The organism is Nocardioides luteus (genome assembly GCF_000960475.2).
In the GTDB taxonomy this organism is placed as follows: Bacteria; Actinomycetota; Actinomycetes; order Propionibacteriales; family Nocardioidaceae; genus Nocardioides; species Nocardioides luteus_A.
This window is the reverse complement of record NZ_JZDQ02000005.1, coordinates 1-23,383: the sequence shown is the minus strand read 5'-3', so window position 1 is coordinate 23,383 and position 23,383 is coordinate 1. Positions and strand designations below refer to the sequence as shown.

The window sequence follows — 23,383 nt, the reverse complement described above, 5'->3', positions numbered from 1 at the left end:
GTGACCTTCGTGCTCTAGGAAGGAAAAGAGACCGGTCTGATACACACTGGGCCCATGTCTCCGTTCGGCCGCACGTCCACCGGATCACCCCTGCCCCAGGAGTGCCCGTGCGGCAGCGGGCGCCGCTATGAGCAGTGCTGCCGCCGGCTGCACCGTGGGGACGCCCTGGCCCAGACACCGGAGGAGCTGATGCGCAGCCGATATGCCGCGTACGCCCTCGGGGACTGGGACTACATCTTCCGGACGTGGCATCCGCGGAGCCGCCCGGACGACCTGGGCGTGGCCGGAGATGACCAGCAGCTGAGGTGGACGGGCCTGGAGATCGAGGGCTCGGGACTCGATGACGACACCCACGGCTGGGTGGCGTTCCGGGCGTCCTACCGGGCTCCGTCGGGCGACGGCGTGCTCGCCGAGCGCAGCCGGTTCGAGGTGCGTGCCGGACGGTGGCTCTACGTCGACGGCGAGGTAGCGGAAGAATGATCCAAACGCACACATTCGCGTGAGTTTGAGGCAGACAGTAGAGAAACTGTTGCCGTTATGTGGACGCAACCGGGTCCGACACGACAGACTCTGACAAGTGACCACTGACGCGACCGAGGACCTGACCGGTCTGGAACCATCGGCGCGCTCGCTCTTGGACGCGGTCATCGCGATGTCGAGCGAGCTCGACCTGAGCGCCATGCTGGAGCGGATCACCCGCTCCGCCTGCGAGCTGACCGGGGCGGGCTACGGCGCCCTCGGCGTCCTCGGCCTCGACGGCGAGCTGCAGGACCTGATCACCTACGGCCACCAGCAGGAGCCGACGCTGCAGGTCGTGGGCAGGAGCCGCGGCCGTCGCGCCCGCCTCGACACCGATGTCGCTGCCGACGTCGACGCCGATGTCGCTGTGGGCCTGGATGCCGGTTCCGATGCGGAGGCCGACGACGAGCCGGCGTCGACGACCCGGCCCCGAGGCATCACCGCGCCCGATCCCCTGCTGATGGTCGCGCCCCGCACACCCGAGGGTGGCAGCCACGCGCTGCGTACGAGCGACCCCGGCAAGCGCAAGTTCATCGAGGTGCCGCTGCGGATCGACGACCGCGACTTCGGCCATCTTCTCCTCTCGGAGAAGGTCGGCGGCGCCGACTTCACCAGCCACGACGAGCAGCTCGTCGTCGCCCTCGCGCGGGCCGCGGGAGCCCAGATCGACAAGGTACGCGAGCTCGAGCTCAGCGAGCAGCGCCGCAAGTGGCTCGAGGCGAGCGCCGAGCTCAGCCGGGCCCTGACCCCGCCCCTGGACCACACCGTCGCCCTCGAGCGGATGTGCGAGACCGCGCTGCCGCTGATGCGCGCGATCGGGGTCGGCGCCGGCACCCGCATCGAGCACGGTCTCGTCTCCGGCGTCGCTTTCGCGCCCGGCGAAGAGGAGCGGGTGCGGGCGGTGACCGAGAAGGTCCCGCTGCTGATCGACCGCCGCATCGTCGAGCCGCTGGACCTCGAGGTCGACGGGCTCTACGTGGTGGTCGCCCCGGTGCGCTCCTCGCTCGCCGGCCGCGGCGCGCTGCTGGCGATCTACGACAGCGCCGGCGCCGCCCACGACGAGCACGAGCGCGAGCTCTTCTTCGGCTTCGCCGGCCAGGCCGCCCTCGCCCTGGACCGCCTCCGCGCGGTCGAGGACCGTGCCGACCTCGCCGTCATCACCGACCGCGACCGGATCGCCCGGGACCTGCACGATGTGGTCATCCAGCGTCTCTTCGCCATCGGGCTCCAGCTCGAGACCCTGGGCCGCAACCCGCAGCGGGTCGAGGACCTGCCCAAGCGGCTCTCGGAGCAGGTCGACGCGCTGGATCAGACCATCAAAGACGTACGCGGCTCCATCTTCGACCTCAGCAACCACGACACCTCCTCGCTGCGGGCGCAGGTGCGCGAGGTCGTCCGGGAGTACGCCGGCGTCATGGACTTCACCCCGGAGATCAAGATCACCGGGCCGGTCGACACGGCGGTGCCCGACTCCGTGCGCAACCACCTGCTGCCGGTCCTGCGTGAGGCGGTCTCCAACCTCGCCCGGCACGCGCAGGCTCACAGCGCCCAGATCGAGCTGAGCCTCCATGACGACGAGATCAAGCTGGTCGTACGCGACGACGGCAGCGGCGTCCCGGAGGAGGCCGAGGAGAGCGGGCTGAAGAACGCCCGCTGCCGCGCGGTCCAGCTCGGTGGTCAGCTCGAGATCGGCCCGCGCTCCCCCAGCGGCACCGAGCTCATCTGGCAGGTGCCGATCAGCGCTGGGGTCTGAGCTCCCTACTGGCCCCGGCGGGGGTGGAGGAGCTCCTTGGCCATCAGCGCCGCCTGGGTGCGCCGCTGGACGCCGAGCTTGGCCAGGATGCTGGAGACGTAGTTCTTGACCGTCTTCTCGGCCAGGAACATCCGGCCGGCGATCTCGCGGTTGGTCAGGCCCTCGCCGATGAGCGCGAGCAGGCGCTTCTCCTGAGGCGTGAGCGCCTGCATCTGCGGCGACTCACCGTCAGGATTGCGCATCTTCTCCATGACCTTCGCGGTCATCAGCGGGTCGAGCAGCGAGCCGCCACCGGAGACGGTGCGGATCGCCTCGACCAGATCGTTGCCGCGGATGTCCTTGAGCACATAGCCCTTGGCGCCCGCCATGATCGCCAAGAAGAGCGCCTCGTCGTCGTCATAGGAGGTCAGGATGAGCGCGAGCATGTCCGGGTAGGCCGCCCGGACCTCACGGCAGACCTCGATCCCCGAGCCGTCGGGGAGGCGGGCGTCGAGCACGCAGACGTCCGGCTGGAGACGGTCGATGTCCTCGCGGGCCTGGGCGGCAGTGCCACCCTGGCCGATGACGGCGATGTCGTCATGGCTGTCCAGCAGCGTCGTCAACCCCTGGCGCACGACCTCGTGGTCGTCGAGCAGGTAGACCCGGATCGTCCTTGTCTCGGTCAACACCGTCTCACTTCCCCCATTCGTTGAAGGGAGACCACGGTATCGGTCAACCCCAGTCCGGTCGATGTGTGAGTCATCCACACTACGGTTTTCGTGCCGCCATGCGGACCAAGCTCCGCGTTGTGTTGTGTGCCGAACACTGTCTCAACTGTCGAGTCATCCTCCCGCGCGAGCACCTCACGCGCCAGCGACGCGGCGGTCGAAGTGTCCAGATGAGCCAAAGGTTCATCCAGAACCAGGACCTTGTGCCCGGCCAGCAGCGACCTCGCCACGGCCAGCCTGGCCCGTTCGCCACCGGAGACCTGGGCCGCGCCGTCGCCGAGCCGCGTCTGCAGCCCGTCGGGGAGCGCGTCGAGCCACTCGCCGAGGTGGGCGCGCCGGATCGCCCGCTCGACCTCCTGATCCGTGGCGTCTGGCTTGGCCAGGCGAATGTTCTCGACGAGGGTGGAGGCGAAGACGTGCGGGTCGTCGTCGACGAGACCGACGATCTTCCGTACGTCCTGGGGATCCATCTGCCGCGTCGCCCGGCCGCCGAGCGTGATCGTGCCGGTGTCCGGGTCGAGGAAGCGCAGCAGCAGCGCGGCGAGGGTGCTCTTGCCAGACCCGGAGGGCCCGACGATGCCGATCCGTGCGCCGGGCTCGAGGTGCAGGTCGGGGATCTCGACGTTCTGGCCGGCTTTCTGGGCGGCTGTCTGGGCGGCTGCCTGGCCGCCGGGGTGGGCGGTGACGCCGGTGACCGTGATCGTGGTGTCGCCGGAGGGTCGCTGGGGGTGGTCCGGGGCCGTGACCGCGGGGCGGCGGCTCGTGAGGGCGTCGAGACGGCGCTGCGCGGCGCGGGTCCGGGCCCTGGCTGCGCCGGCGTCGGCGAGCGTCGCAGCAGGCTCGGCCAGTGCCAGCGGCACCAGGGTGAGGAGCGCGAGCATCGGGCCGTCACCGACGGTCGTGTAGGCGGCGGTCGCGGCGACCGCCGCGCCGGCGGTGACCAGCACCAGGGCCTTGGCCGCGGAAGCGGCGACGGCCGCGGTCGTGGTCGCTCGGGTGGCGATGCGGGCCAGGTCGTCGAGCGCGTCCAGCACCGGCTCGCTCGCCTGCCACATCCGGCGCTCGGTCGCCGTCTGGGTCGCCTCCACCACCTGCTCGGACACTCTGGCCCGCACCGTGATCGAGATGTTCTCGGCGCGTGCTGCTCCTGCGTACGCGATCCCGAAGGCGACTCCCGCCGCCAGCACCGTGGCTGCGGTGAGAACCGCTGCGACCGGGTCGATGAGCGCGGTCGCGACGACCGCGAGGGCCGCCACGACGGCGTACTCCCGCACCGGCAGCCGCACCCTCAGCTCCTCGTCGAGCACCGCGTCGACGTCGTCGACGACGCTCGCGAGCACGTCTCCCCGCCGGCCGGGGAGTGCCCCCGGCACGAGCGGCACCAGCGCGTCGTAGATCTCCACCCGGCGCTTCGCCAGCAGTCGCAGCGCACTGTCGTGGGACCACAACCGTTCCAGGTAGCGCAGCACCGGCCGCGCGATCCCGAACGTACGCACCCCCACCATCGCCGCCACCAGCGTCAGGATCACCGGATGGTACGAGGCCTTGATGATCAGCCACCCCGCCAGCGCCGTCAGCGCCACCCCCGATGCCCAGCTCAGCCCGCCGACCACCGCCGACCCCCACAACGCCACCCGCGCCGAGGCGTCAGGCCCGTCGGCCGAGGCGTCGCTCCGGTCGGCCGAAGCGTCAGGCCCGTCGGCCGAAGCGTCGCCCCCGTCGCTCGAAGCGTCAAGTCGGTTGGCCGAGGCGTCACTTAGGTCGTTCGAAGCGTCAACAGTTGCCCTCTCGGCCGACGGCAGTGACGTCTCGACCGACCGCAGTGACGCCTCGGCCGACGGCAGTGACGCCTCGACCGACCGCAGTGACGTTTCGACCGACGCCGATGACGCTTCGGCCGACCGCGGTGACGCCTCGGCCGACGGGGGCGACTTCTCGGCAGAGAGGGTGATGACCTGGTCGGCGATCTCGATGAGAGCCGGGCGGTGGGCGACGAGGACGACCGCACGGTCGCGGGCGAGGTCGGTGACGGTGTCGGCGATGATCCGTTCGGTGTCGGGGTCGAGATGGGCAGTGGGTTCGTCGAGGAGTACCCACGGGCGTTCGGAGAGTACGACGCGGGCCAGTGCGAGCCGGGCCCGCTCACCGGCCGAGAGCGATCGGCCGTCCTCGGCCAGGTCGGCACCGAGCCCGCCGGGGAGCTCGGCGATCCGGTCGGCGAGCGCGACCCGCTTCAACGCCTGCCACAGGTCGCCGTCGGTCGCCTCCGGCGACCCCAGCCGGAGGTTGTCGGCGATCGTCCCGCTGACGAACACCGGGCGCTGCGGAAGGTAGGCGAACCGCCGCCGCCACTCGTCGCCGGTCGCCGGGGTCTGTCCGTCGAGCTCGACGGCACCGTCGTACGTCTCCTGCAGACCCGCGATCGTCGCCAGCAACGTCGACTTCCCACAACCGCTCGGGCCCACGATCGCGGTGATCCCCCGCTCCGGGATGGTCCCACTCACCGCGGCGAGCGCCGGCCGATCCCGCCCCGGATACGTCACCCCCACCTCCGCGAGAGACACGCCGAGACGTCGCTCCCGTCGGTCGAGTTGGCAGTCGGTGACGTCTCGGCCGACGCCCGCGACGTCTCGGCCGACGCGGGTGACCTCTCGGCTCAGGTCGGCGGTGGCCTCGAGAGTGGCCGTGCCCTCGGCGGCGGCATGGAACTCGGTCCCGACGCGACGCAGCGGCCAGTAGGCCTCGGGAGCGAGCAGCAGGACCACGAGAGCGGTCTGCAGGTCGACCGAGCCGGCGGCGAGGCGTACTCCGATGGTGACTGCCACCAGGGCGACCGAGATGGTCGCGACGAGCTCGAGCACGGCCGAGGACGCGAACGCGATCTTCAGGGTCTCGAGGGTGCGGCGGCGGTAGCGGTCCGTGATCGTGGCGATGACCCCCGACTGCGCACGAGCTCGGCCGAAGGCGACCAGGGTCGGCAGGCCCTTCATCACGTCGAGGAAGTGGCCGGCCAGGGCCGACATCGCGCGCCACTGGCCGGCCGCCTGGTCACGCGTCGCCAGCCCGACCAGCACTCCGAAGACCGGGATCAACGGGAGCGTGAGCCCGACGATGAGACCGCTGAGCGGGTCGGTCCAGACGATGACGGCAAGCACGAGAACGGGCAGTACGCAGGCCAGCACCAGCGCCGGCACGTAGCGCGTCAGATACGGCTCGGCGGCCGTGACGCCCCGGGTCGCCAGGGCCGACAGCGAACCCGAGGCGCCCGACCGGCCACGCAGGATCGCCCCGACCACCCGGCGTCGCAGGTCTGCCCCGACGACACCGGCGGCCCGGGCACCGGCCACGTCCGAGACGACCCCGACGACAGCGCGCCCGGCGAAGACGGCCACGACCGCCAGGGCCCAGCCGCTCACCGACCCGGTGCCGCGGATCGCGGAGATGAGCAGTCCGGTGACGGCGTACGTCTGGATGATCAGCAGCACCGCCCCCAGCACCCCGGCGGCCACGACCGCGGTCAGCGGCCGGCGGGCTACCGACAGCTGAGCACGCAGTCGTGGGTCGTTCGGGCGCATCAGGACAGCTGGATCATCAATGCGCGGCCGGGATGTGGTGGATGGAGATCCGCTTGCGGAAGATCCAGTACGTCCAGGCCTGATAGCCCACCACGATCGGCGTGAACACCGCCGCGACGATCGTCATCAGCTTCAGCGTGTAGGGCGTCGCCGACGCGTTCGTCGTGGTCAGCGAGTTCGCGACGTCGGTGGTCGACGGCATCACGTCGGGGAAGAGCCCCACGAAGAGCCCGGCCACGGCCAGCCCGATCGCGAGGAACGTTCCGGCGAAGGCGAGCCCCTCGCGCCCGACGTACGCAGCCCCGAGCCCGCCCACGAGCGCGAGCGCCGCCAGGACGAAGATCACCGCGGTCGCGGCACTGCCCGTGAGCACCTGGGTCCAGACCAGGAACACGACGGCGAGCACGGCCGCGACGACCCCGACCTTGAGCGCCAGCGCACGAGCCCGGCCGCGGATCTCCCCGTCGGTCTTCAGCGCGATGAAGAGCGCACCGTGGGTCACGAACAGCGACAGCGTGACGAGCCCGCCGAGCAGGCCGTAGGGGTTGAGCAGCGTCAGGATCGTGCCGGTGAACTCGAAGTCCCCGTCGATCGGCACCCCGCGCACGATGTTGGCGAAGGCAACACCCCACAGCAGCGCCGGCACGTAGGACCCGAAGATCACCGCGCGGTCCCACCACCCGGCCCAGGTGGCCGAGGGACGCTGGTGGCGGTACTCGAAGGCGACGCCACGCACGATCAGCGCGATCAGGATGAGGAACAGCGGCAGGTAGAAGCCGGAGAAGAGGGTGGCGTACCACTCCGGGAAGGCCGCGAACGTCGCTCCCCCGGCGGTCAGCAGCCAGACCTCGTTGCCGTCCCAGACCGGGCCGATCGTGTTGATCATGACGCGCCGCTCGCGGTCGTCGCGGGCCAGGACCGGAAGCAGCATGCCGACGCCGAAGTCGAAGCCCTCGAGGACGAAGTAGCCGATCCACAGCACGGCGATGAGGCAGAACCAGACAGTCGTGAGTTCCATCGCAGGCTCCTCAGTACGCGAAGTTCATCGGCTCGTCGGCATCCGACTCGGAGCCGCGCAGGGACGGTGAAGGTGGCTCGACGAACGGGTCCGGCGCCTTCTTCACATACTTCATCAGCAGCCCGACCTCGATGACCGCGAGCACGGCGTAGAGCAGCGTGAACCCCAGCAGCGACATCCACACCTCCCAGGGCTCGACACCCGGCGAGACCCCCTGAGCGGTCGTCAGCACCCCGAAGACCACCCACGGCTGGCGGCCCATCTCGGTGAAGATCCAGCCCATCGAGTTGCCCAGCAGCACCATCACCGGCGCCGAGATCGCCAGCGCAGGGAGCACCCGGCCGACGAACCCGGTGGGCGTCCGTCCCCGGCGGGTCAGCCACAGCACCGCCAGGCCGACGAGACCACCGACGACGCCGAGGCCCATCATCCAGCGGAAGGTCCAGTAGGTGACCGGGATGTTGGGGGTGTAGTCCCCCGGTGAGTAGTAGGTCTCCCCCGGCGTCGCGCCGTACGTCGCGCGGTACTTCTCCTGCAGGTCGTAGATGCCCTCGACCTTGCCGTCGAACGTACCGGTGCCGAGGAAGGACAGCACGCAGGGCACCTCGAGGGCCCACTTCTCGTGCTTCCCGTCGCGGGTGCCGATGGTCAGGACCGAGAACGGCGCGCACGAGTCGGACGTCTCCCAGAGCGCCTCCGCGGCCGCCATCTTCATCGGCTGGACCTCGGTCATGATCTTGCCCTGGACGTCACCCGAGATGGCCACGCCGAGACCGGAGACGACCATGATCCAGGCCGCCAGCACCATGCCGCGCCGGTGCATCGGACGGTCGGCGCCGTCGAGCCCCGGCCGGCGCAGGTAGAGCCAGCCCAGGATGCCGAGCATGAAGGCCGCCGAGGTCAGGTAGGCCGCGAGGATGACGTGCGGGAACGTGCCCAGCTGCACCTTGTTGAACATCACCGCCCAGAAGTCGGTGAGCTCGGCGCGCCCGGTGACCTCGTTGAACTTGTAGCCGACCGGGTGCTGCATCCAGGAGTTGGCCGCCAGGATGAACCACGACGACGCCAGGGTGCCGAGGTGGACGATCCACATGCACGCGTTGTGCAGCGCCCTCGGGAGCTTGTCCCAGCCGAAGATCCACAGGCCGAGGAAGGTCGACTCCAGGAAGAACGCCAGCAGCGCCTCGATCGCCAGCGGCGCCCCGAAGACGTCCCCGACGAAGCGGGAGTAGTCCGACCAGGTCATCCCGAACTGGAACTCCTGCACGATCCCGGTGACCACACCGAGCGCGAAGTTGATCAGGAAGAGCTTCGAGAAGAACTTGGTGAGCCGAAGCCACTCAGGATTCTTCGTACGCAGCCAGATCGTCTCCAGCACGGCGACGAGCATGGTGAGTCCCACCGTGAGTGGGACGAACAGAAAGTGGTAGACGGTCACGATGCCGAACTGCCACCTGGCTAACTCCAGGACGCTGTCCACGGCAGTCACTATGTCACTGCTGCCACAGCGGCCACAGCACCCCCTCTGTAGGCGTTCGTCCCGTGTGTCGTGGCTTACGTCCCTTGTGAACCGGGCCACCAACCACACTCGCGAACGAACAGAAGAAACCCGGCCGCCCTGGGCTCGAGGTCACGACCGCGGGGGGATGATCGCGACCTCGAGTCCGGGACGGCCGGGCTCCGTAGGTCTTCGTGCCACCAGGGCCGCAATCAGATGGGGGAGCTGATGCGGCAACCTGGTGGTCACTCAGTGGTGCAGGCCGAGGCGAACCTCAGCCCGTGAGATCACTATCTCATCATCTGCGGCCAGAGGTTGCGGTCGCGGACGGACTGTTTACGTACTGTAAACAGGTAACCTGCGTATCAGTAGACCTAATACGCGGGCGATACAGCGCTCCCACAGAAAATCCGGTATGCATTTGGATGTACCTTGAGGTGGGGGGTGACCATGTCGGATCGCGAAGGTGTCCTCGCGCGCGTGGTCGACGAGGTCACCGACTACGTCGGTGCGGGCCTGAGCGTGCATCTGGTCGGCCCACGGGGCTCCGGGCGCAGCGAGCTCTGCGCCCTGGTCGCCGACCGGCTCGAGGACGAGGGTCTGTCGGTCTTCCAGCTCAGCGGCCACCGCGCCTGGCAGAACGAGCCGTTCGCCGCGCTGCTCGCCGCCGGCATCGGCGGCGCGGCACCACCCGGGCCCCGGCGGACCATCGGCGAGATGACCGACGCGCTGAGCAAGCAGCTCGGCAGCGGCACCGTCCTGGTGATCGACGACGCCGACGCGCTCGACACCTACTCGGTCGGCGCCCTGCGCAACATCCACCGCCAGCGACGCCTTCTGGCCGTGACCAGCAGCCGCCACCAGCACCCGGTCGCCGAGGACACGCTGATGCTCGGCATCGCCCCGTCGGTCCAGGTGCGCTCCCCCGCGCTCGAGGTCGACCAGGTGCACGAGGTGTGCCGGGCGATCCTGGGCGGCCCGGTGGAGGCCGGGTCCCTGGCGCGGATCGCGATGGCGACCGGCGGACTGCTCGGGCTGGTGCGGGCCATCGCCACCGTCGGGCCCCGGGCAGGGGTGCTGGAGCAGCTCGACGGGCTGTGGCGGCTGCCGCGGCGTACGGGCTGGGCTCCGGAGCTGGCCTCGGCCGTCGAGCCGCTCGTCGCCGGGCTCGACCAGGACGCCTGGGACGGCGCCACCGCCCTCGCTGTGACGGGTCCGGTGCCGCTCGACGAGGCCGAGAAGCTGCTCGAGCGCCGCGTGCTCGACGCGCTCTTCGCCCATGGACTGGCGCGCCACAGCGAGGACGGCCCGGGCAGCGGCGTCGTGGGTCTCTACCCGCCGCTCATCGGCGACTACCTGATCACCGAGGGCTCGGCGTTCGGCCTGGTGATCGCGCGCAACCACCTCGCCGCCGACCAGCGGCTCATCGACCAGCGCACCCACCGGCCACGTGGCGCCGACGCCGCACTGCTCCACCAGCGCTCGCTGCGTCAGATGGCCGACGAGGTCGCCCGCGCGCGCCGCTCCTGGACCGAGATGCCCTCGCCCGAGACCGCGCTTCCGCTCCTCATCGCACTTCGCAACACCGCAGCGCCCCGCGACCAGATCGAGGAGGTCGAGCGGCGCACCCCGCTGACCGACACCCAGGAGTCGGCGTGGATGCTGGCCTGGTTCGCCACCTGGAAGGCGGTCGAGCTGGGCGATCTGGACGCGGCCAAGGCCGTGCTCGACGACGGCCTGACCCGGCTGCCCACCTTCGCCGCGACGCTCGAGGCCTCTCGGGCACACCTGCAGTTCCAGACCGAGTACGTCCCCGAGCTGCCCGACGTCCAACCGGACCCGCGTGACACGGTCGGTCCCGAGATGCTCGCCGTCGTCGCCGCCGAGCGCCTCCTCTCCGCCGGGATGGTCGAGCAGGCGCGCAACCTGCTGGAGAGCCAGCACCCGCAGAACCCGCACCCGGCCGGCCTGCACGCCTTCCTGGTCGGGCTGGCCGACGTGCTCGGCGGCGATCTCGACCGCGGCATCGACTTCGCCCGCGAGCAGCTCGAGGAGGCCAACCAGAGCTCGAGCGCCATGCTCATCCAGGCCCACGCCTACCTCTGCGTGCTCGGCCTGAGCATCGCTGGCCGGCTGACCGAGGCGAGCCAGGCGGCGTTCCAGAGCCTCTCCTCCTCGAGCGTCGCGGCCTACCGCGACGTCGCCCACACCGGCATCCTGACGCTCGGCGCCGAGATCGCGATGGCGCAGGGCCGCCCCGAGTACGCCCGCAGTCTCGCCTCGCAGATCGGCGGCGCGAAGGTCGCCTTCGGCCCGTGGCCCGGGATGGTGGCCAGCATCATGGCCCCGGCCAGCGGCCGGATGCCCAGCCTCAAGGAGCTGTGCGAGCTCGTCGGCCAGCGGCTCGATGCCGGCTACGTCACCGGCGGCATCTTCCTCGCCGTCGAGGCGATCGAGCGCGGTGCCAACGAGAACAAGCACATCACCCGGGCCGCCAGCCTCGCGGCAGGCACCGAGAGCCCGCTGCTGCAGGGCATGGGGGCGTACGCAGCAGCCACCGCCGCCGGCGACATCGACGCCCTCCGCGAGGCGATCGTGATCCTCGCCGATGCCGGGGCCCTGGTGTTCGTGACCCGGGCGGCCATCTCGCTGGCGATCCTGCAGCGCGAGGCGGGCGACCTCACCGAAGCCGCCGAGACGCTCGACCTCGCCTGGGAACGCTCCGAGATCTCCGGCAGCCGATCCGGCCTGTTCCGCCGTGCGGCGGTCCACATCGGGCTCTCCGCACGAGAGAGCGAGGTCCTCCGGCTGCTGCCCGACGGCCCCACCACGGCCTCGCTGGCCGCGGACCTGGAGATGAGCACCCGCACCGTCGAGACCCACCTGCACAACATCAGCCGCAAGACCGGGGTCTCCGGTCGAGAGGACCTCGCCCGGGTGGCGAGCACCTGGCTGCGGCCCGTGCCGAACGGCGACTACTCAGCGGGCGTCAGGCACTTCACCAACGGGTCGTAGAGCGCCTTGCTGGCCTTCTGGTCCGCCTCGGAGAGATCCTCCGGGCTGATCTTGGAGACGTCCTCGGCCTCGACCAGGAGGCGTACCGCCTCGTCGGAGAGATCCGACTCGTAGTAGGTCTTCGCCAGGCAGACGGCCTGCTCGTCGGTCACCTGGTCGCCGCTGCTCTGGGAGATCTGACCCTTGATGTCCGCGACGCTGGGACGATCACCGCCCCCACTGCCGCCGTCACCGCCACCACAGGCGGTCAGCGAGAACAGCGTGGTCAGAAGGGCCGCGGCGATGGCCGACCGGCGATGCCGGCCGACTCGGGCTCCGCTTCGGCGCATGTGGGGGTACGCGATCATGACCACGCATCATGACGTACGCCACCCTCCCCCGCCAGGGGGAGGGTATCGGCGACCTCGCTGATCAGCTCGTCAGGAGCTGGTCAGGAAGAAGAGCAGGTCCTGGCGGGTGAGGACACCGACCGGCTTGCCGTCCTCGTGCACCAGCAGCGCGTCGGAGTCGCCGAGCGTGTGGGCGGCATCGTGAGCATCGGCGCCGGAGCCGATCGAGGGCAGCGGCGGGGACATGTGCTCCTCGACGGAGTCGGTGAGCTTGGCCTTGCCGGTGAACAGCGCCTCCAGCAGGGTGCGCTCCGAGACCGAGCCCGCGACCTCGGCGGCCACGATCGGCGGCTCGGCGCGCACGACGGGCATCTGCGAGACGCCGTACTCCTGCAGGATGTGCACCGCCTCGGCGATCGTCTCGCCGGGGTGGGTGTGGACCAGGTCGGGCAGCCGGCCGGACTTGCCGCGCAGCACGTCACCGACGGTCTGCTTGGCCGCCTCACCGGTCGCGAAGCCGTACTGCGCCAGCCACTCGTCGTTGAACACCTTGGTCAGGTAACCGCGCCCCGAGTCGGGCAGCAGCACGACGATCACGGCGTTCTCGCCCTCCGGCGTGCCGGCCAGCTCGGTGGCGAGCTGCTTGGCGGCGTACGCGGCCATGCCGGCGCTGCCGCCGACGAGCAGCTGCTCCTCGCGGGCGAGCCGGCGGGTGTAGGCGAAGGAGTCCGCGTCGGAGACCTCGATGATCCGGTCGGCGATGTCGCGGTCGTAGGTGTCCGGCCAGAAGTCCTCGCCGACGCCCTCGACCAGGTAGGGGCGGCCGGTGCCGCCGGAGTAGACGCTGCCGGCCGGGTCGGCGCCGATCACCTGGACGTCGGGGTTCTGCTCCTTGAGGTAGCGGCCGATCCCGGAGATCGTGCCGCCGGTGCCGACGCCGGCCACGAAGTGGGTGATCTTCCCCTCGGTCTGGCGCCAGATCTCGGGGCCGGTCTCCTCGTAGTGGGAGCGCGGGTTGTTCGGGTTGGCGTACTGGTTCGGCTTCCAGGCGCCCGGCTGCGAGGCGAGCCGGTCGGAGACGTTGTAGTAGGAGTCGGGGTGCTCGGGCGGCACGGCCGTGGGCGCGACCACGACCTCGGCGCCGTAGGCCTTCAGCACGTTGCGCTTGTCCTCGCTGACCTTGTCAGGGCAGACGAAGATGCACTTGTAACCGCGTCGCTGGGCGACCATCGCGAGGCCGACACCGGTGTTGCCGGAGGTGGGCTCGACGATCGTGCCGCCGGGCTTGAGCTCGCCCGATGCCTCGGCCGCCTCGATCATCCGGGTGGCGATGCGGTCCTTCACCGAACCGCCCGGGTTGAGGTATTCCACCTTGGCCAGAACCAGCGGTCCCTGGCCGGGTTCAGAGGCGCCGGCGCCGTCCAGCGCACGCCCCAGCCGCACGAGCGGAGTGTTGCCGATAAGGTCGAGAAGCGAGTCCACGTACTCCATGGCGACAGCGTATGTCCACTAGGTGAGATCCCCTATATCCCGATACTGAGTGCCCGGTATGAGGGCAAAGACTTTAGAGTGGTCCCCGTGGCGAAGAAGAGTCTGGCTCGCAAGACCGCGTACGCCGGCGGGGGTGTTCTGGCCGCGACGGTCGCGTTCGCCGGGATCCTCGTCGCGGAAGCGGCCCTTGCCGTCCGGGCGACCCATCAGGTCAAGATGCCGGTCGCACCGTCCCCGACGGGGTGGTACGGAGCGCGTCACCCGGGGCGTCCGATCAACATCGCGCTGCTCGGTGACTCGAGCGCCGCAGGCTACGGGATGACCGAGGTCGAGGACACGCCTGGCGCGGTCCTCGCCTCCGGCGTCTCCGAGAAGGCACACCGGCCGGTGCGTCTGCACGACCTCTCCGAGATCGGCGCGAAGTCCTCCGACCTGCACCCGCAGGTCGAGAAGGCGATCGCCGCCGACGCCGACATCGCGGTCATCCTGGTCGGTTCCAACGATGTCATCCGCCGAGTGCGTCCACGGGTCGCGGTGAGCCACCTCGCTCAGGCCGTCACGCGGCTCCAGGAGGCGGGCGTGAAGGTGCTCGTCGGCACCGTCCCCGACCTCAGCACCGCCACGCCGATCCTGCCGCCGCTGCGCTCGATCATGCGGGCCTGGTCGATCCGCATCGCCGCCGGCCAGATCTTCCACGTCATCCGCGCCGGCGGCCACACCGTGTCCCTGGGTGACGTCCTCGGTCCGGCCTTCAAGGCCACCCCCGCGTTCTGGTTCGGCGCCGACCTGTTCCACCCCTCCGCTGCCGGCTACCACGCCCTCGGCGAGGTCCTGGTCCCGCCGACGCTCACCGTGCTGGGCCTCGTCGGCGACGAGAACGCCATCCTGGAGACCTACAACGGCAAGCACGTGATGCCGCTCGCCGCCGCCTCCCTGCGTGCCGTCATCCGGCCAGGAACCGAGATCGACCCCGCCCCGCGCCCCCGTGGACGCGTCGGCCGCAACTGGGCCCGGGCCCGTTCCTTCGAGAACGAGCAGCGCGAGCCCCGCCGCGGCGAGCGCCCCGCCGAGACTCCCCCGCTCGCCGAGTCCCAGCGCTGACCCACCCCGCCGAGGCGTCACGTACGTCGGCCGAGGCGTCACGTAGGCCGGCCGAGTTGGCGCCAGATTGCCATCTCGGCCGACGGGCGTGACGCCTCGACCGACCGGGGTGACGCCTCGACGAAATGAGAACCGCCCCGCGCCTTGTAGGCACGGGGCGGTTGTTGATTGTCAGCGACCCAGGTCTCGACCCGCTTCGCGGGTTCGCAGGCTCACCCGCTGCGCTCGCTCGACCTGATCGCCGTCAATCAATCCTGCTGGAAGATCGCCAGGAGGCGGAGCAGGTTGGTGTAGATCCAGACCAGGCTGACGGTCAGGCCGAAGACGGCGCGCCACGACTCACGCTCAGGGAGCTGGGCACGTACGCCCTGCTCGATCTGGTCGAAGTCGAGGATCAGCATGAACACACCGAGCGCGAGGCCGATGATGGCGGTGATCAGGCCGAGGGTGCCGAAGCCGAAGAGGCCGAAGCTGGCGCCGAAGAACCCGAGCACGAGCTCCATCAGGCTCAGGCCCACCATGCCGAACATCGCGGCGATCACGAAGGTGCGGAACTTGTTGCCGACCTTGATGTTGAAGAACTTGTACGCAGCCAGGGTGCCCGCGAACGCGGCGAACGTGCCGATCACGGCCTGGACGACGATGCCCCCACCGAAGACGGCGTCGAAGGTCTTGCTCAGCGCACCCAGGGCAACGCCCTCGGCGACCGCGAAGGCCAGCACCAGCGCCGGGCTGACCACGCGCTTGAACGAGTTGACCAGCGACAGGATGAAGGCAGCACCGGAGCCGACGGTCGCGGCCAGGTAGAGCGGCGCGAGGTTGGCGGTGGAGTCGATGTCGGGGGTCATGATCCACGTCGCGATGGCGGCGAGGAAGACGACGCCGAGCGTGATCGCGCCCTTCTGCACCACCGAGTCGATCGTCATGGGGGCGCTCGTGATGGGCGCCTGCGGGCCGCCGGTCGACCACTGGCTCGGGTCCTGCCCGTAGCCGGCGTACGCAGCGCCGTTGCCGCCGTAGGTCGCGTTGCCGTAGGCGTTGTGCGACGGCTGCCCGAAGCCCTCTGCCCTACGGAACACCGGGTTGTTGCTCTGCATCTGGGGGTCACTCCTCGAAAGCGACGTGAAAGGTTCCGCCACGGTGGCGGCTCCTGTGGCCAGCGTACCGGCCCTGTACCTCGCTCAACGTCCGGGAGAACCCTGAGGTTCCGTGATGCACGCGACTAGCGCGGTCGCTGCGCGCGGAGACCGTCGAGGATGAGAGCGAGCATGTGCGGCGAGCGATCTTCCGGGCCCGGCGCAGCTCGCCAGAGCGCGCCGGTGAGCTGGAGGAAGTCGGCCGGCTCGGCGTCTTGACGGATGCTGCCGTCCTTCTTGCCCGCGTCGAACAGCTCGCGGATCGCGGCGACCACGGGTCCATAGGTCTGCTCGGTGATCGCCTGGTGCGCGCTCGGGCTGAGGGCGTCGCCGAGGCCGTGCTTCCGTCGCATCGCCTCGACGAGATCGTTCGTCCAGTGACGCAGCGCCTCCAGCGGTTCCATCTCACCCAAGAGCCTGGGTGCGGTCTCGATGATCCGCGCGACCTCGTCCTGGTAGACCGCGAGGACCAGCGCCTCTCGCGTCGGGAAGTTGCGGTAGAGCGTGCCGGCGCCGACGCCGGCACGCTGTGCGACCTGGTTCATCGACGTGGCGCCGTCCTCGGTGAACGCCTCGCGGGCCGCCGCGAGGATGCGTGCCCGGTTCTCCCGGGCGTCGGAACGGACCATGGACGTCTCCTCTTGCTATGTGGAGAACTCTCCACTAACATATATGGAGAACTCTCCACATACTTTAGAGGAGCATCATGCAGTACATCAAGCTCGGCACGACCGGCCTCGACGTGTCCCCGATCGCGATCGGCGCGATGACCTATGGCGAGCCGGATCGCGGCCACCCGGTCTGGTCGAAGGGCGAGGACGAGGCCCGCCCGCTCATCAAGCACGCGCTGGAGGCGGGGATCAACTTCTTCGACACCGCGAACCTGTATTCCAACGGCTCCAGCGAGGAGATCCTCGGCCGCGCGTTGAAGGACTTCGCGGACCGCGATGCGGTGGTGATCGCCACGAAGCTACGGCACCCGATGCGCCTGGGTCCCAACGGCCGGGGGCTGTCACGCAAGGCGATCATGACCGAGGTCGACCACTCGCTCCGGAGGCTGGGAACGGACTACATCGACCTCTACCAGATCCACCGCAACGACCACTCGACGCCGTGGGAGGAGACCCTCGAAGCGCTCAACGACCTCGTGAAGGCGGGCAAGGTGCGCTACCTCGGTGCGTCCTCGATGCACGCGTGGGAGTTCGCGAAGGCGCTGCACCTGCAGAAGGTCAACGGCTGGGCCCGCTTCGTGTCGATGCAGGATCATTACAACCTGCTCGCTCGCGAAGAGGAGCGGGAGATGATCCCGCTCGCCCTGGACAACGGCGTCGGCACGATCATCTGGTCGCCGCTCGCCCGCGGCCGCCTCGCCCGCGCCTGGGACGACGCCCGTTCGACCGCGCGATCGGAGACCGACGGCGCATACGCCGACATGCTCTACTCGCCGGAGCAGGAGGCCTCCAACCGCGCCATCATCGATGCGGTCGGCCGGGTCGCCGACGCCCACGGGGTCAGCCGGGCCCAGATCGCGCTCGCCTGGCTGCACCGTCAGCCGGTCGTGACCGCCCCGCTGGTCGGCGCCGGCTCCATCCAGCAGATCGACGACGCCGTCGCGTCGCTCGACGTGGAGCTCACCGACGACGAGGTGCGGGCGCTGGAGGCGCCCTACACCCCGCGGTACGACTGGCAGGGCATCTCCGACGAGGCCGAGCTCGAGGCGATCCGCCAGCGCGTCCCCGGGATGGCGCTGTCATGACGTCGATCGTCCGCTCCGGCGCGGCAGGCCGTGCCGGAGCGGTCCTGCTCCTGATCGGTCCGCTCCTGTCGTGGGTCGCCGAACTCATCACGGCCGCTGCCTGGCAGGACCCGCCGTACGCGCCGCTGTACAACTGGGTCAGCCATCTCGGGCTGACAGGAGCCCCGCAGACGGCGTTCGGGCAGGTCGGGAACTCGCCGCTCGGGGCAGTCATGGACGCCGGCTGGGTGACGTACGGCCTGCTGCTCATCGTCGGCACGTTCCTGGTCTTCGACGTCCGCAGGGGAGCACGCCCGATCGTCGTTGCGATCCTGGCGACGATCGCCGGTGTCGGCGTCGCACTCGTCGGCACGTTCCAAGGATCGAACGCGAACGTCGAGACCGGACTCATCGCGTTCCACACCGTCGGCGCCCAGAGCGTGATGCTCGCCGGGAACGTGATGGCGATCGTCGTCGGCGCCAACGGCACCCGGATCGGGCTGAGCCACGGCCGGTCGATCGCGAGCATCGTGCTCGGCATCGCCGGCCTGGTCACGTTCCCCGTCTTCATGGCCGATGTCTTCACCGGATGGATGTGGAACGTCGGCCTGTTCGAGCGTGGCGTGATCTATCCGATCATGGTCGGCCACGTGCTCCTCGGCAGCGGCCTGATCGGCGCCCAGCGAAACAGGAGCACCCCTCGCCTGACGGCACAGCCCGAACGGGTCGCGAGCTGAGAAGGGGCGGCCGACGGTCCTTGTCCGTCATCGCAGGACAACCCTGGAGGTTCCAAGCGACACAACAATCAGGGCAAACGGCAGACGGTCTAGCGTGCCCATACTAATTGGTATGCCGGGTCGCACCCGAGGATGGACCGCAGCGGATCTCGAACACGCTGTGTCCGCGTCGTTCACCCTCGCTGAAGTACTTCGTCGCCTGGGCCTTCGGGCCGCAGGCCGCAACTACGCCACGATCCGCAACGCGATCGCTCAGGCAGGCTTGGATACGTCCCACTTCAACGGTCAGGCGTGGAGCAAGAACGTCGTCCTCGGGGCCCGACGGACGCTTGACGCCTACCTGTCCAACACCTACCCGATCAGTTCGCACAGGCTGCGGCTGCGGCTGATCAACGAGGGCATCTTCTCCGCGAAGTGCAACAAGTGCGGCGGCATGGAATGGTTGGGCGAGCCGATACCGCTGGAACTCGATCATCGAGATGGCAACCCGAGGAACAACCAGCTCGAGAACCTTGAACTGCACTGTCCGAACTGTCACGCTCAGACACCCACGTATCGGGGCAAGAATCGCAAGCGGGCGTAGGCCAACGGCGAGCCGGGGACCTTAAAAGTCCTGTCGAATGTGTGGGTTCGAATCCCACCGCCCGCACCAACCACCCATCAAGGCCGACGTCACAAGTAGGTCTGGCGCTGATGCAGCGCGTGGGCGCCGGCGACGCGGTCGATGAAGAGCAGACCGTTGGTGTGGTCGATCTCGTGCTGCAGGCAGCGGGCCTCGAACGCGTCGGTGACGATCTCGACGGTCTCGCCGGTGACCGGGAGCTGGCCGCGTACCTTCAAGCGGGAGGCACGCTTCACGTCACCGGTCAGGTCGGGGACGGACATGCAGCCCTCACGGGCCTTCTCGTTCCGGCTGGCCTCGACGACCTCGGCGTTGCACAGGACGTACGTGCCGTGGTGGGTCCTCGTCTTGACGTGGGTGGAGACGTCGACGCAGAAGACCCGGGCCGAGACCCCGACCTGGTCGGCGGCCAGGCCGACACAGCCGGGCGAGACCCGCATGGTCGCGATCAGGTCGGCGGCGAGCTGGACGGTCTCGGGGGCGGCGGGGTCGACGTCCTTGCCGGGCACGGAGAGGACGTGGGCGGGGGCGCGTACGACATCGAGGACCTTGCCCTCGACACCCAGCTCCGCCTCGGTCCAGGACAGCACCCGTTCATTGATGCTCACAGGTCGTCGGCCTCGATCGGCCGCAGGGTGGCGTCGACGCCGAGCTCCTGGGTGACCCGCTTGACCGACGCCTCGAGCACGGCGACATCGGCGTCCGCCGGCAGCTCGAGCTCGGCGACGACGACGTAGAGCTCACCCGAGAGACGGGTGGTCAGGTCGGTGATGTTGCCGCCGACGGCGGCGATCTCGGCGGTCACTGTGGAGACGATGCCGGGGCGGTCACCCCCGTGCACGGAGAGTACGAAGAGCCGGCCGGCGACGGCGGGAGCCTGCTCCTCGGGGAGCTCGTAGACCGTGACCGTCAGGGTGCCGTCGGACGCGATCGGCTCGAGGTCGGCGCGGATCGCCTCGGTGGTCGCCTCTCCCGCGCAGAGCAGCGTCATCGCGAAGTGACCTCGGAGCCGGGTCATCGTCGAGTCCTCGAGGTTCAGTCCGAGTCCGGCGAGACGGGCGGTGGTGTCGGCGATGATCCCCGGGCGGTCGTGTCCCAGGACGGTGATGGCGTGGATGGTCACCGAACCATTGTCACCCGCGGCCCGCCGATGGCGGACCGCGGGTGACTCAGATGGACCTCTTCTGGCTCCGGCTCAGCCGCGGAACCACTTGTCCTTCCCCTCCTCGGGGGAATCGACCGGCTCCGGAGCGAACTCGGGAGCGTTCTCCGATGCGTTCTCCGACGCGTTCTCCGGGGTGGGCTTGACCGCGGTGTCGCCGCCGCCCAGGTCGTCGTAGGACGTCTTGTCGGGGTCGGCCGGCGGAGCCGGGACCTCGGTCGCGTAGGGGTCGGCCGGCGCGATCGGGTCGGTCAGCGGGTCACCGGTGACGCCCGACTGCGGAGCGGACGGCGTGGGCGGTGCCGGCGGAGCGGGCGGGTAGCCGCCGTACTCGCTGGCCGAGGACGAGTCCTTCGTCGCCTCCGGGGCCTCCGGGGCGGCCGGCGGCTCGGCGACGAAGCTGTCGGCGGCGGGCTCAGGGGTGGACGCCGCGACGTCCTCCGGGGCGGACTCGGGGACCGAGCCGTTGCGGTGCAGCTTCTCGGAGGCGACCCCGGCCGCAGCCGTGACCTTCTCCTTGGCCTGCTCCGCGTAGGGACCGGCCTTCTCCTTCACCGTGGCGGCGTAAGGACCGGCCTTGGCCATGGCGGCCTCGGCGTAAGGAGCAGCCTTCTCCTTGATGGGCGCCGCCTTCTCCGAGGCGGTCGCGAGGGCCGACTGGACGCGCGGGTCGCTCGTGACCTTGTTCGCGCCGGCCTTCAGCTGCTCAGACTTGTTCTTGACCAGCACGCCGACACCGACGGCAGCGATGGCAAGCAGGATGAGCTTTTTCACTTCTTGACCTTCCGAGAGACAGCATTTGGTTCTGTTTTTATGGGTACGCCGGTGAACCCAAACCTAGGCGCCAAACACAAGATCAAGTCCCCCGACATGCCTAGTCTCTAACGGACCAGGCGATTCCGTCGAGGATGTCGGACTCGGAGACGAGCAGGGACTCGACACGCGAGCGCTTCAGGATCCGGCTGAGGATCACCCCACCGGCGGCGATCACGTCGGCCCGCCCGGGGTGCATCCAGGGCAGCGCGAGCCGCTCGTCGACGGTCATCGCGAGCAGTCGGTCGACCAGCCGGTGGACGTCGTCCGGCGCCACCTCGGCGTGGTCGGTGGCGGTGCGGTCGTACGCGGTCAGCTCGAGCAGCCCCATGGTCAGCTGGATCATGGTGCCGCCGACGGCGACCACGGTCCGGGCCCTCGCCGGGTCGACGGGGCAGGCGTCGAGGTGGGCGTCGATGTCACGTACGCAGGCCTCGATCTCCTCCCGCGTGGGCGGGTCGGAGCGCAGGTGACGCTCGTGGAGACGCACGGAGCCGATGTCCATGCTGTCCACCTCGCTGACACCCAGCGTCGGTCCGTCGCCGAGGATGAGCTCGGTGGAGCCACCCCCGATGTCGATCACCAGCACCGGCGGCTGCGGGGTGCCACGCAGGTTGCGGGCCGCGCCGCCGAAGGAGAGCGCCGCCTCCTCGGCCCCGGTGACGACCTCGGGCGTGACCCCGAGACGAGCCCGTACGCCGTCGGTGAAGGTCGATGCGTTGGCGGCGTCCCGGGTGGCCGAGGTGGCCACGAAGCGCACCTTCTCGACGCCGTGCTCGCGGATCAGCTCCGCGTACTCGTCGATGGCCCCGAAGGCGCGCTGGAGCGCCTCCTCCGCGAGCACGCCGGTCCGGTCGACACCCTGGCCGAGGCGGACCATGCGGGCCTCGCGTACGTCCTCGGTGAGGCCGTCGGCGGTGACGGTCGCGATCAGCAGCTTGATGGTGTTGGTGCCGCAGTCGATCGCAGCAACCCGAGTCACTGCTCCTCGTCCTCGAGCTCCAGGTCGACGCACGGGCCGGACTTCCACCACTCGCCGAGGCGCTCGAGCACCTCGTCGCCGAGCGGGTTGACGCCCGGGCCCTGGGCCAGGGCCTGACCGGCGAGGACGTGCAGGCACTTGACCCGGTTCGGCATCCCACCTGCGGAGATGCCGTGGATCTCGGGTGGGTCGCCGAGCTCGTAACGAGCCTCGAGGTAGGCCTCGTGGGCCTTGGCGTAGGCGGCGGCGAGCTCCTCGTCGGTGGCCAGCCGCGCCTCCATGTCCTTCATCACGTGCGTGCCCTCGAGGGTGCCGATCTTGGAAGCGGCACGCGGGCAGGTGAGGTAGAAGGTCGTCGGGAACGGCGTGCCGTTGGGTAGCCGCGGCTCGGTGGTCACCACATCAGGCAGCGAGCACGGGCAGCGGTGCCCGATCTCGTGGATCCCCCGTGGCTCGCGTCCCAGCTGTGCCGTGATCGCGGCCACGTCCTTGGGATCGATCGCCATGTCTTCAGTCTTTCTTCTGCTCTGCTTCTCGACCGGGCGGGTCGATCTCCGACTCCGGCCCGTTCCCTGTCTGCTCCGGTGGGTCACCGGCCAGCAGGACGGAACCCCATGCATCGTCCCACCACGCCTTCGGATGCTCCGCACTGCCCACCTTGCCGGGGTCGGTGAGCTCCGGCTCGGTCTGGATGCGCTCGCCGTTCTCGTCGAGGGCGACGTACGCCGTCTCGCCCGGCATCACGAAGCCGAACCGCTCCCGGGCCTGCTGCTGGACGTAGGCGGGGTCCTCCCAGCGGCGGGTCTGCTCCTCGAGCTGCTTGATGTGCTCCTTGCGCTCGGCGATCTCGGTCTGGAGCGCGTTGATGTCGTGGCGCTGCTGCAGGTAGGCACGCAGCGAGGAGGCGTAGGAGATCACCAGCACGGCGGCCACGACCATGATCATCATCGCCCGGCCGGTCAGCCTGGGCCGGCGCAGCCGCTTGCGCAGCGCCTCGATGCCGCCGACCGATGCCGGACGGGCCGGGATCGGGGCACGCGGCCGTCGCCCCGGACCCTGGGGGGCCCGAGGACCGCGTACGCGCTTGCTCTGACTCTGCTGCCCCGGTCCCTGCGTTGCCACGTCGCTCATCCTCCCATCCACGACCTACCTCCTGACGGCAGACGCGCGGCGGCCCGTGTCCTCAGGAC

At 69.8% G+C, this 23,383-nt stretch carries 21 protein-coding genes and 1 tRNA gene; 8 read left to right on the top strand and 14 right to left on the bottom strand.

Going from position 1 to position 23,383, the window contains the following annotated elements; translation table 11 throughout:
- Window positions 1–54: 54 nt before the first annotated feature.
- Both UG56_RS04295 and UG56_RS04290 read left to right on the top strand, forming a co-directional pair.
- The gene (locus UG56_RS04295) at window positions 55–480 is read left to right on the top strand and encodes a YchJ family protein (RefSeq protein WP_045551912.1); all 426 of its coding nucleotides are present in this window, start codon (window positions 55–57) and stop codon (window positions 478–480) included.
- Window positions 481–577: 97 nt separating this feature from the next.
- Window positions 578–2,272, top strand: coding sequence for a sensor histidine kinase (locus tag UG56_RS04290; protein ID WP_045551913.1), 1,695 nt, complete (start codon window positions 578–580; stop codon window positions 2,270–2,272).
- Window positions 2,273–2,277: 5 nt separating this feature from the next.
- On the opposite strand, the gene UG56_RS04285 is transcribed toward UG56_RS04290, so the two are convergent.
- From UG56_RS04285 to UG56_RS04270, 4 genes are read right to left on the bottom strand one after another with little or no spacing between them, the layout of a single operon-like run.
- Window positions 2,278–2,940: a response regulator transcription factor gene (locus tag UG56_RS04285; RefSeq protein ID WP_045551914.1), complete on the bottom strand. Its 663-nt coding sequence runs from the start codon at window positions 2,938–2,940 to the stop codon at window positions 2,278–2,280.
- Window positions 2,934–6,554, bottom strand: a complete 3,621-nt coding sequence (cydD, locus tag UG56_RS04280; RefSeq protein ID WP_256206425.1) for a thiol reductant ABC exporter subunit CydD — start codon at window positions 6,552–6,554, stop codon at window positions 2,934–2,936. Before cydD ends, UG56_RS04285 begins: the two co-directional genes overlap by 7 nt.
- 16 nt (window positions 6,555–6,570) lie before the next feature.
- Window positions 6,571–7,572 (bottom strand): cytochrome d ubiquinol oxidase subunit II, encoded by a 1,002-nt coding sequence (gene cydB, locus UG56_RS04275; RefSeq protein ID WP_045549697.1) that lies wholly within the window; start codon window positions 7,570–7,572, stop codon window positions 6,571–6,573.
- Between the two features lie 10 nt (window positions 7,573–7,582).
- Complete coding sequence (locus tag UG56_RS04270) at window positions 7,583–9,052, bottom strand: cytochrome ubiquinol oxidase subunit I (RefSeq protein WP_045549696.1); 1,470 nt, start codon at window positions 9,050–9,052, stop codon at window positions 7,583–7,585.
- Between the two features lie 468 nt (window positions 9,053–9,520).
- Between UG56_RS04270 and UG56_RS04265 the strand changes: the two genes are divergently transcribed.
- Entirely contained in the window at window positions 9,521–12,085 is a 2,565-nt protein-coding gene (locus tag UG56_RS04265; protein WP_071326869.1) for a LuxR C-terminal-related transcriptional regulator, read from the top strand.
- Here UG56_RS04265 and UG56_RS04260 read toward each other — a convergent pair.
- Window positions 12,046–12,432: a hypothetical protein gene (locus tag UG56_RS04260; RefSeq protein ID WP_045549694.1), complete on the bottom strand. Its 387-nt coding sequence runs from the start codon at window positions 12,430–12,432 to the stop codon at window positions 12,046–12,048. The two genes, UG56_RS04265 and UG56_RS04260, sit on opposite strands and share 40 nt — an antisense overlap.
- A 72-nt stretch (window positions 12,433–12,504) precedes the next feature.
- On the bottom strand, window positions 12,505–13,905 hold the full coding sequence (locus UG56_RS04255; RefSeq protein WP_045549693.1) for a cystathionine beta-synthase: 1,401 nt from the start codon (window positions 13,903–13,905) through the stop codon (window positions 12,505–12,507).
- An 87-nt stretch (window positions 13,906–13,992) separates the two neighbouring features.
- On the opposite strand from UG56_RS04255, the gene UG56_RS04250 reads away from it, so the two are divergent.
- Entirely contained in the window at window positions 13,993–15,006 is a 1,014-nt protein-coding gene (locus UG56_RS04250; RefSeq protein ID WP_256206422.1) for an SGNH/GDSL hydrolase family protein, read from the top strand.
- A 248-nt stretch (window positions 15,007–15,254) separates the two neighbouring features.
- Here the strand turns inward: UG56_RS04250 and UG56_RS04245 are convergent, their stop codons facing one another.
- Both UG56_RS04245 and UG56_RS04240 read right to left on the bottom strand, forming a co-directional pair.
- Complete coding sequence (locus tag UG56_RS04245; protein WP_045549692.1) at window positions 15,255–16,103, bottom strand: Bax inhibitor-1/YccA family protein; 849 nt, start codon at window positions 16,101–16,103, stop codon at window positions 15,255–15,257.
- A gap of 125 nt (window positions 16,104–16,228) precedes the next feature.
- Entirely contained in the window at window positions 16,229–16,771 is a 543-nt protein-coding gene (locus UG56_RS04240; protein ID WP_045549691.1) for a TetR/AcrR family transcriptional regulator, read from the bottom strand.
- A 77-nt stretch (window positions 16,772–16,848) separates the two neighbouring features.
- Between UG56_RS04240 and UG56_RS04235 the strand changes: the two genes are divergently transcribed.
- The 4 genes from UG56_RS04235 to UG56_RS04220 all read left to right on the top strand — a co-directional run bounded on the left by UG56_RS04235 (window position 16,849) and on the right by UG56_RS04220 (window position 19,266).
- Window positions 16,849–17,898 carry an aldo/keto reductase gene (locus UG56_RS04235; RefSeq protein WP_045549690.1) on the top strand — a complete coding sequence of 350 codons (1,050 nt, stop codon included), beginning with the start codon at window positions 16,849–16,851 and terminating at the stop codon, window positions 17,896–17,898.
- On the top strand, window positions 17,895–18,614 hold the full coding sequence (locus UG56_RS27445; protein ID WP_084100477.1) for a DUF998 domain-containing protein: 720 nt from the start codon (window positions 17,895–17,897) through the stop codon (window positions 18,612–18,614). The genes UG56_RS04235 and UG56_RS27445 overlap by 4 nt, the downstream gene beginning before the upstream one ends.
- A gap of 112 nt (window positions 18,615–18,726) precedes the next feature.
- Window positions 18,727–19,197, top strand: coding sequence for an HNH endonuclease (locus UG56_RS28780; protein WP_045549699.1), 471 nt, complete (start codon window positions 18,727–18,729; stop codon window positions 19,195–19,197).
- Window positions 19,188–19,266: transfer RNA gene (locus tag UG56_RS04220), tRNA-Leu, on the top strand. Before UG56_RS28780 ends, UG56_RS04220 begins: the two co-directional genes overlap by 10 nt.
- Window positions 19,267–19,286: 20 nt before the next feature.
- On the opposite strand, the gene def is transcribed toward UG56_RS04220, so the two are convergent.
- The 6 genes from def to UG56_RS04190 all read right to left on the bottom strand — a co-directional run bounded on the left by def (window position 19,287) and on the right by UG56_RS04190 (window position 23,315).
- Complete coding sequence (gene def / locus UG56_RS04215) at window positions 19,287–19,844, bottom strand: peptide deformylase (protein ID WP_045549689.1); 558 nt, start codon at window positions 19,842–19,844, stop codon at window positions 19,287–19,289.
- Entirely contained in the window at window positions 19,841–20,359 is a 519-nt protein-coding gene (locus tag UG56_RS04210) for a glycine cleavage system protein R (protein WP_045549688.1), read from the bottom strand. The genes def and UG56_RS04210 overlap by 4 nt, the downstream gene beginning before the upstream one ends.
- Window positions 20,360–20,431: 72 nt before the next feature.
- The gene (locus UG56_RS04205) at window positions 20,432–21,172 is read right to left on the bottom strand and encodes a hypothetical protein (protein WP_045549687.1); all 741 of its coding nucleotides are present in this window, start codon (window positions 21,170–21,172) and stop codon (window positions 20,432–20,434) included.
- A gap of 100 nt (window positions 21,173–21,272) precedes the next feature.
- Window positions 21,273–22,193 carry a Ppx/GppA phosphatase family protein gene (locus UG56_RS04200; RefSeq protein ID WP_045549686.1) on the bottom strand — a complete coding sequence of 307 codons (921 nt, stop codon included), beginning with the start codon at window positions 22,191–22,193 and terminating at the stop codon, window positions 21,273–21,275.
- Window positions 22,190–22,699: a DUF501 domain-containing protein gene (locus UG56_RS04195; protein ID WP_045549685.1), complete on the bottom strand. Its 510-nt coding sequence runs from the start codon at window positions 22,697–22,699 to the stop codon at window positions 22,190–22,192. Before UG56_RS04195 ends, UG56_RS04200 begins: the two co-directional genes overlap by 4 nt.
- A gap of 4 nt (window positions 22,700–22,703) precedes the next feature.
- Window positions 22,704–23,315 carry an FtsB family cell division protein gene (locus tag UG56_RS04190; RefSeq protein WP_256206420.1) on the bottom strand — a complete coding sequence of 204 codons (612 nt, stop codon included), beginning with the start codon at window positions 23,313–23,315 and terminating at the stop codon, window positions 22,704–22,706.
- Window positions 23,316–23,383 lie beyond the last annotated feature (68 nt).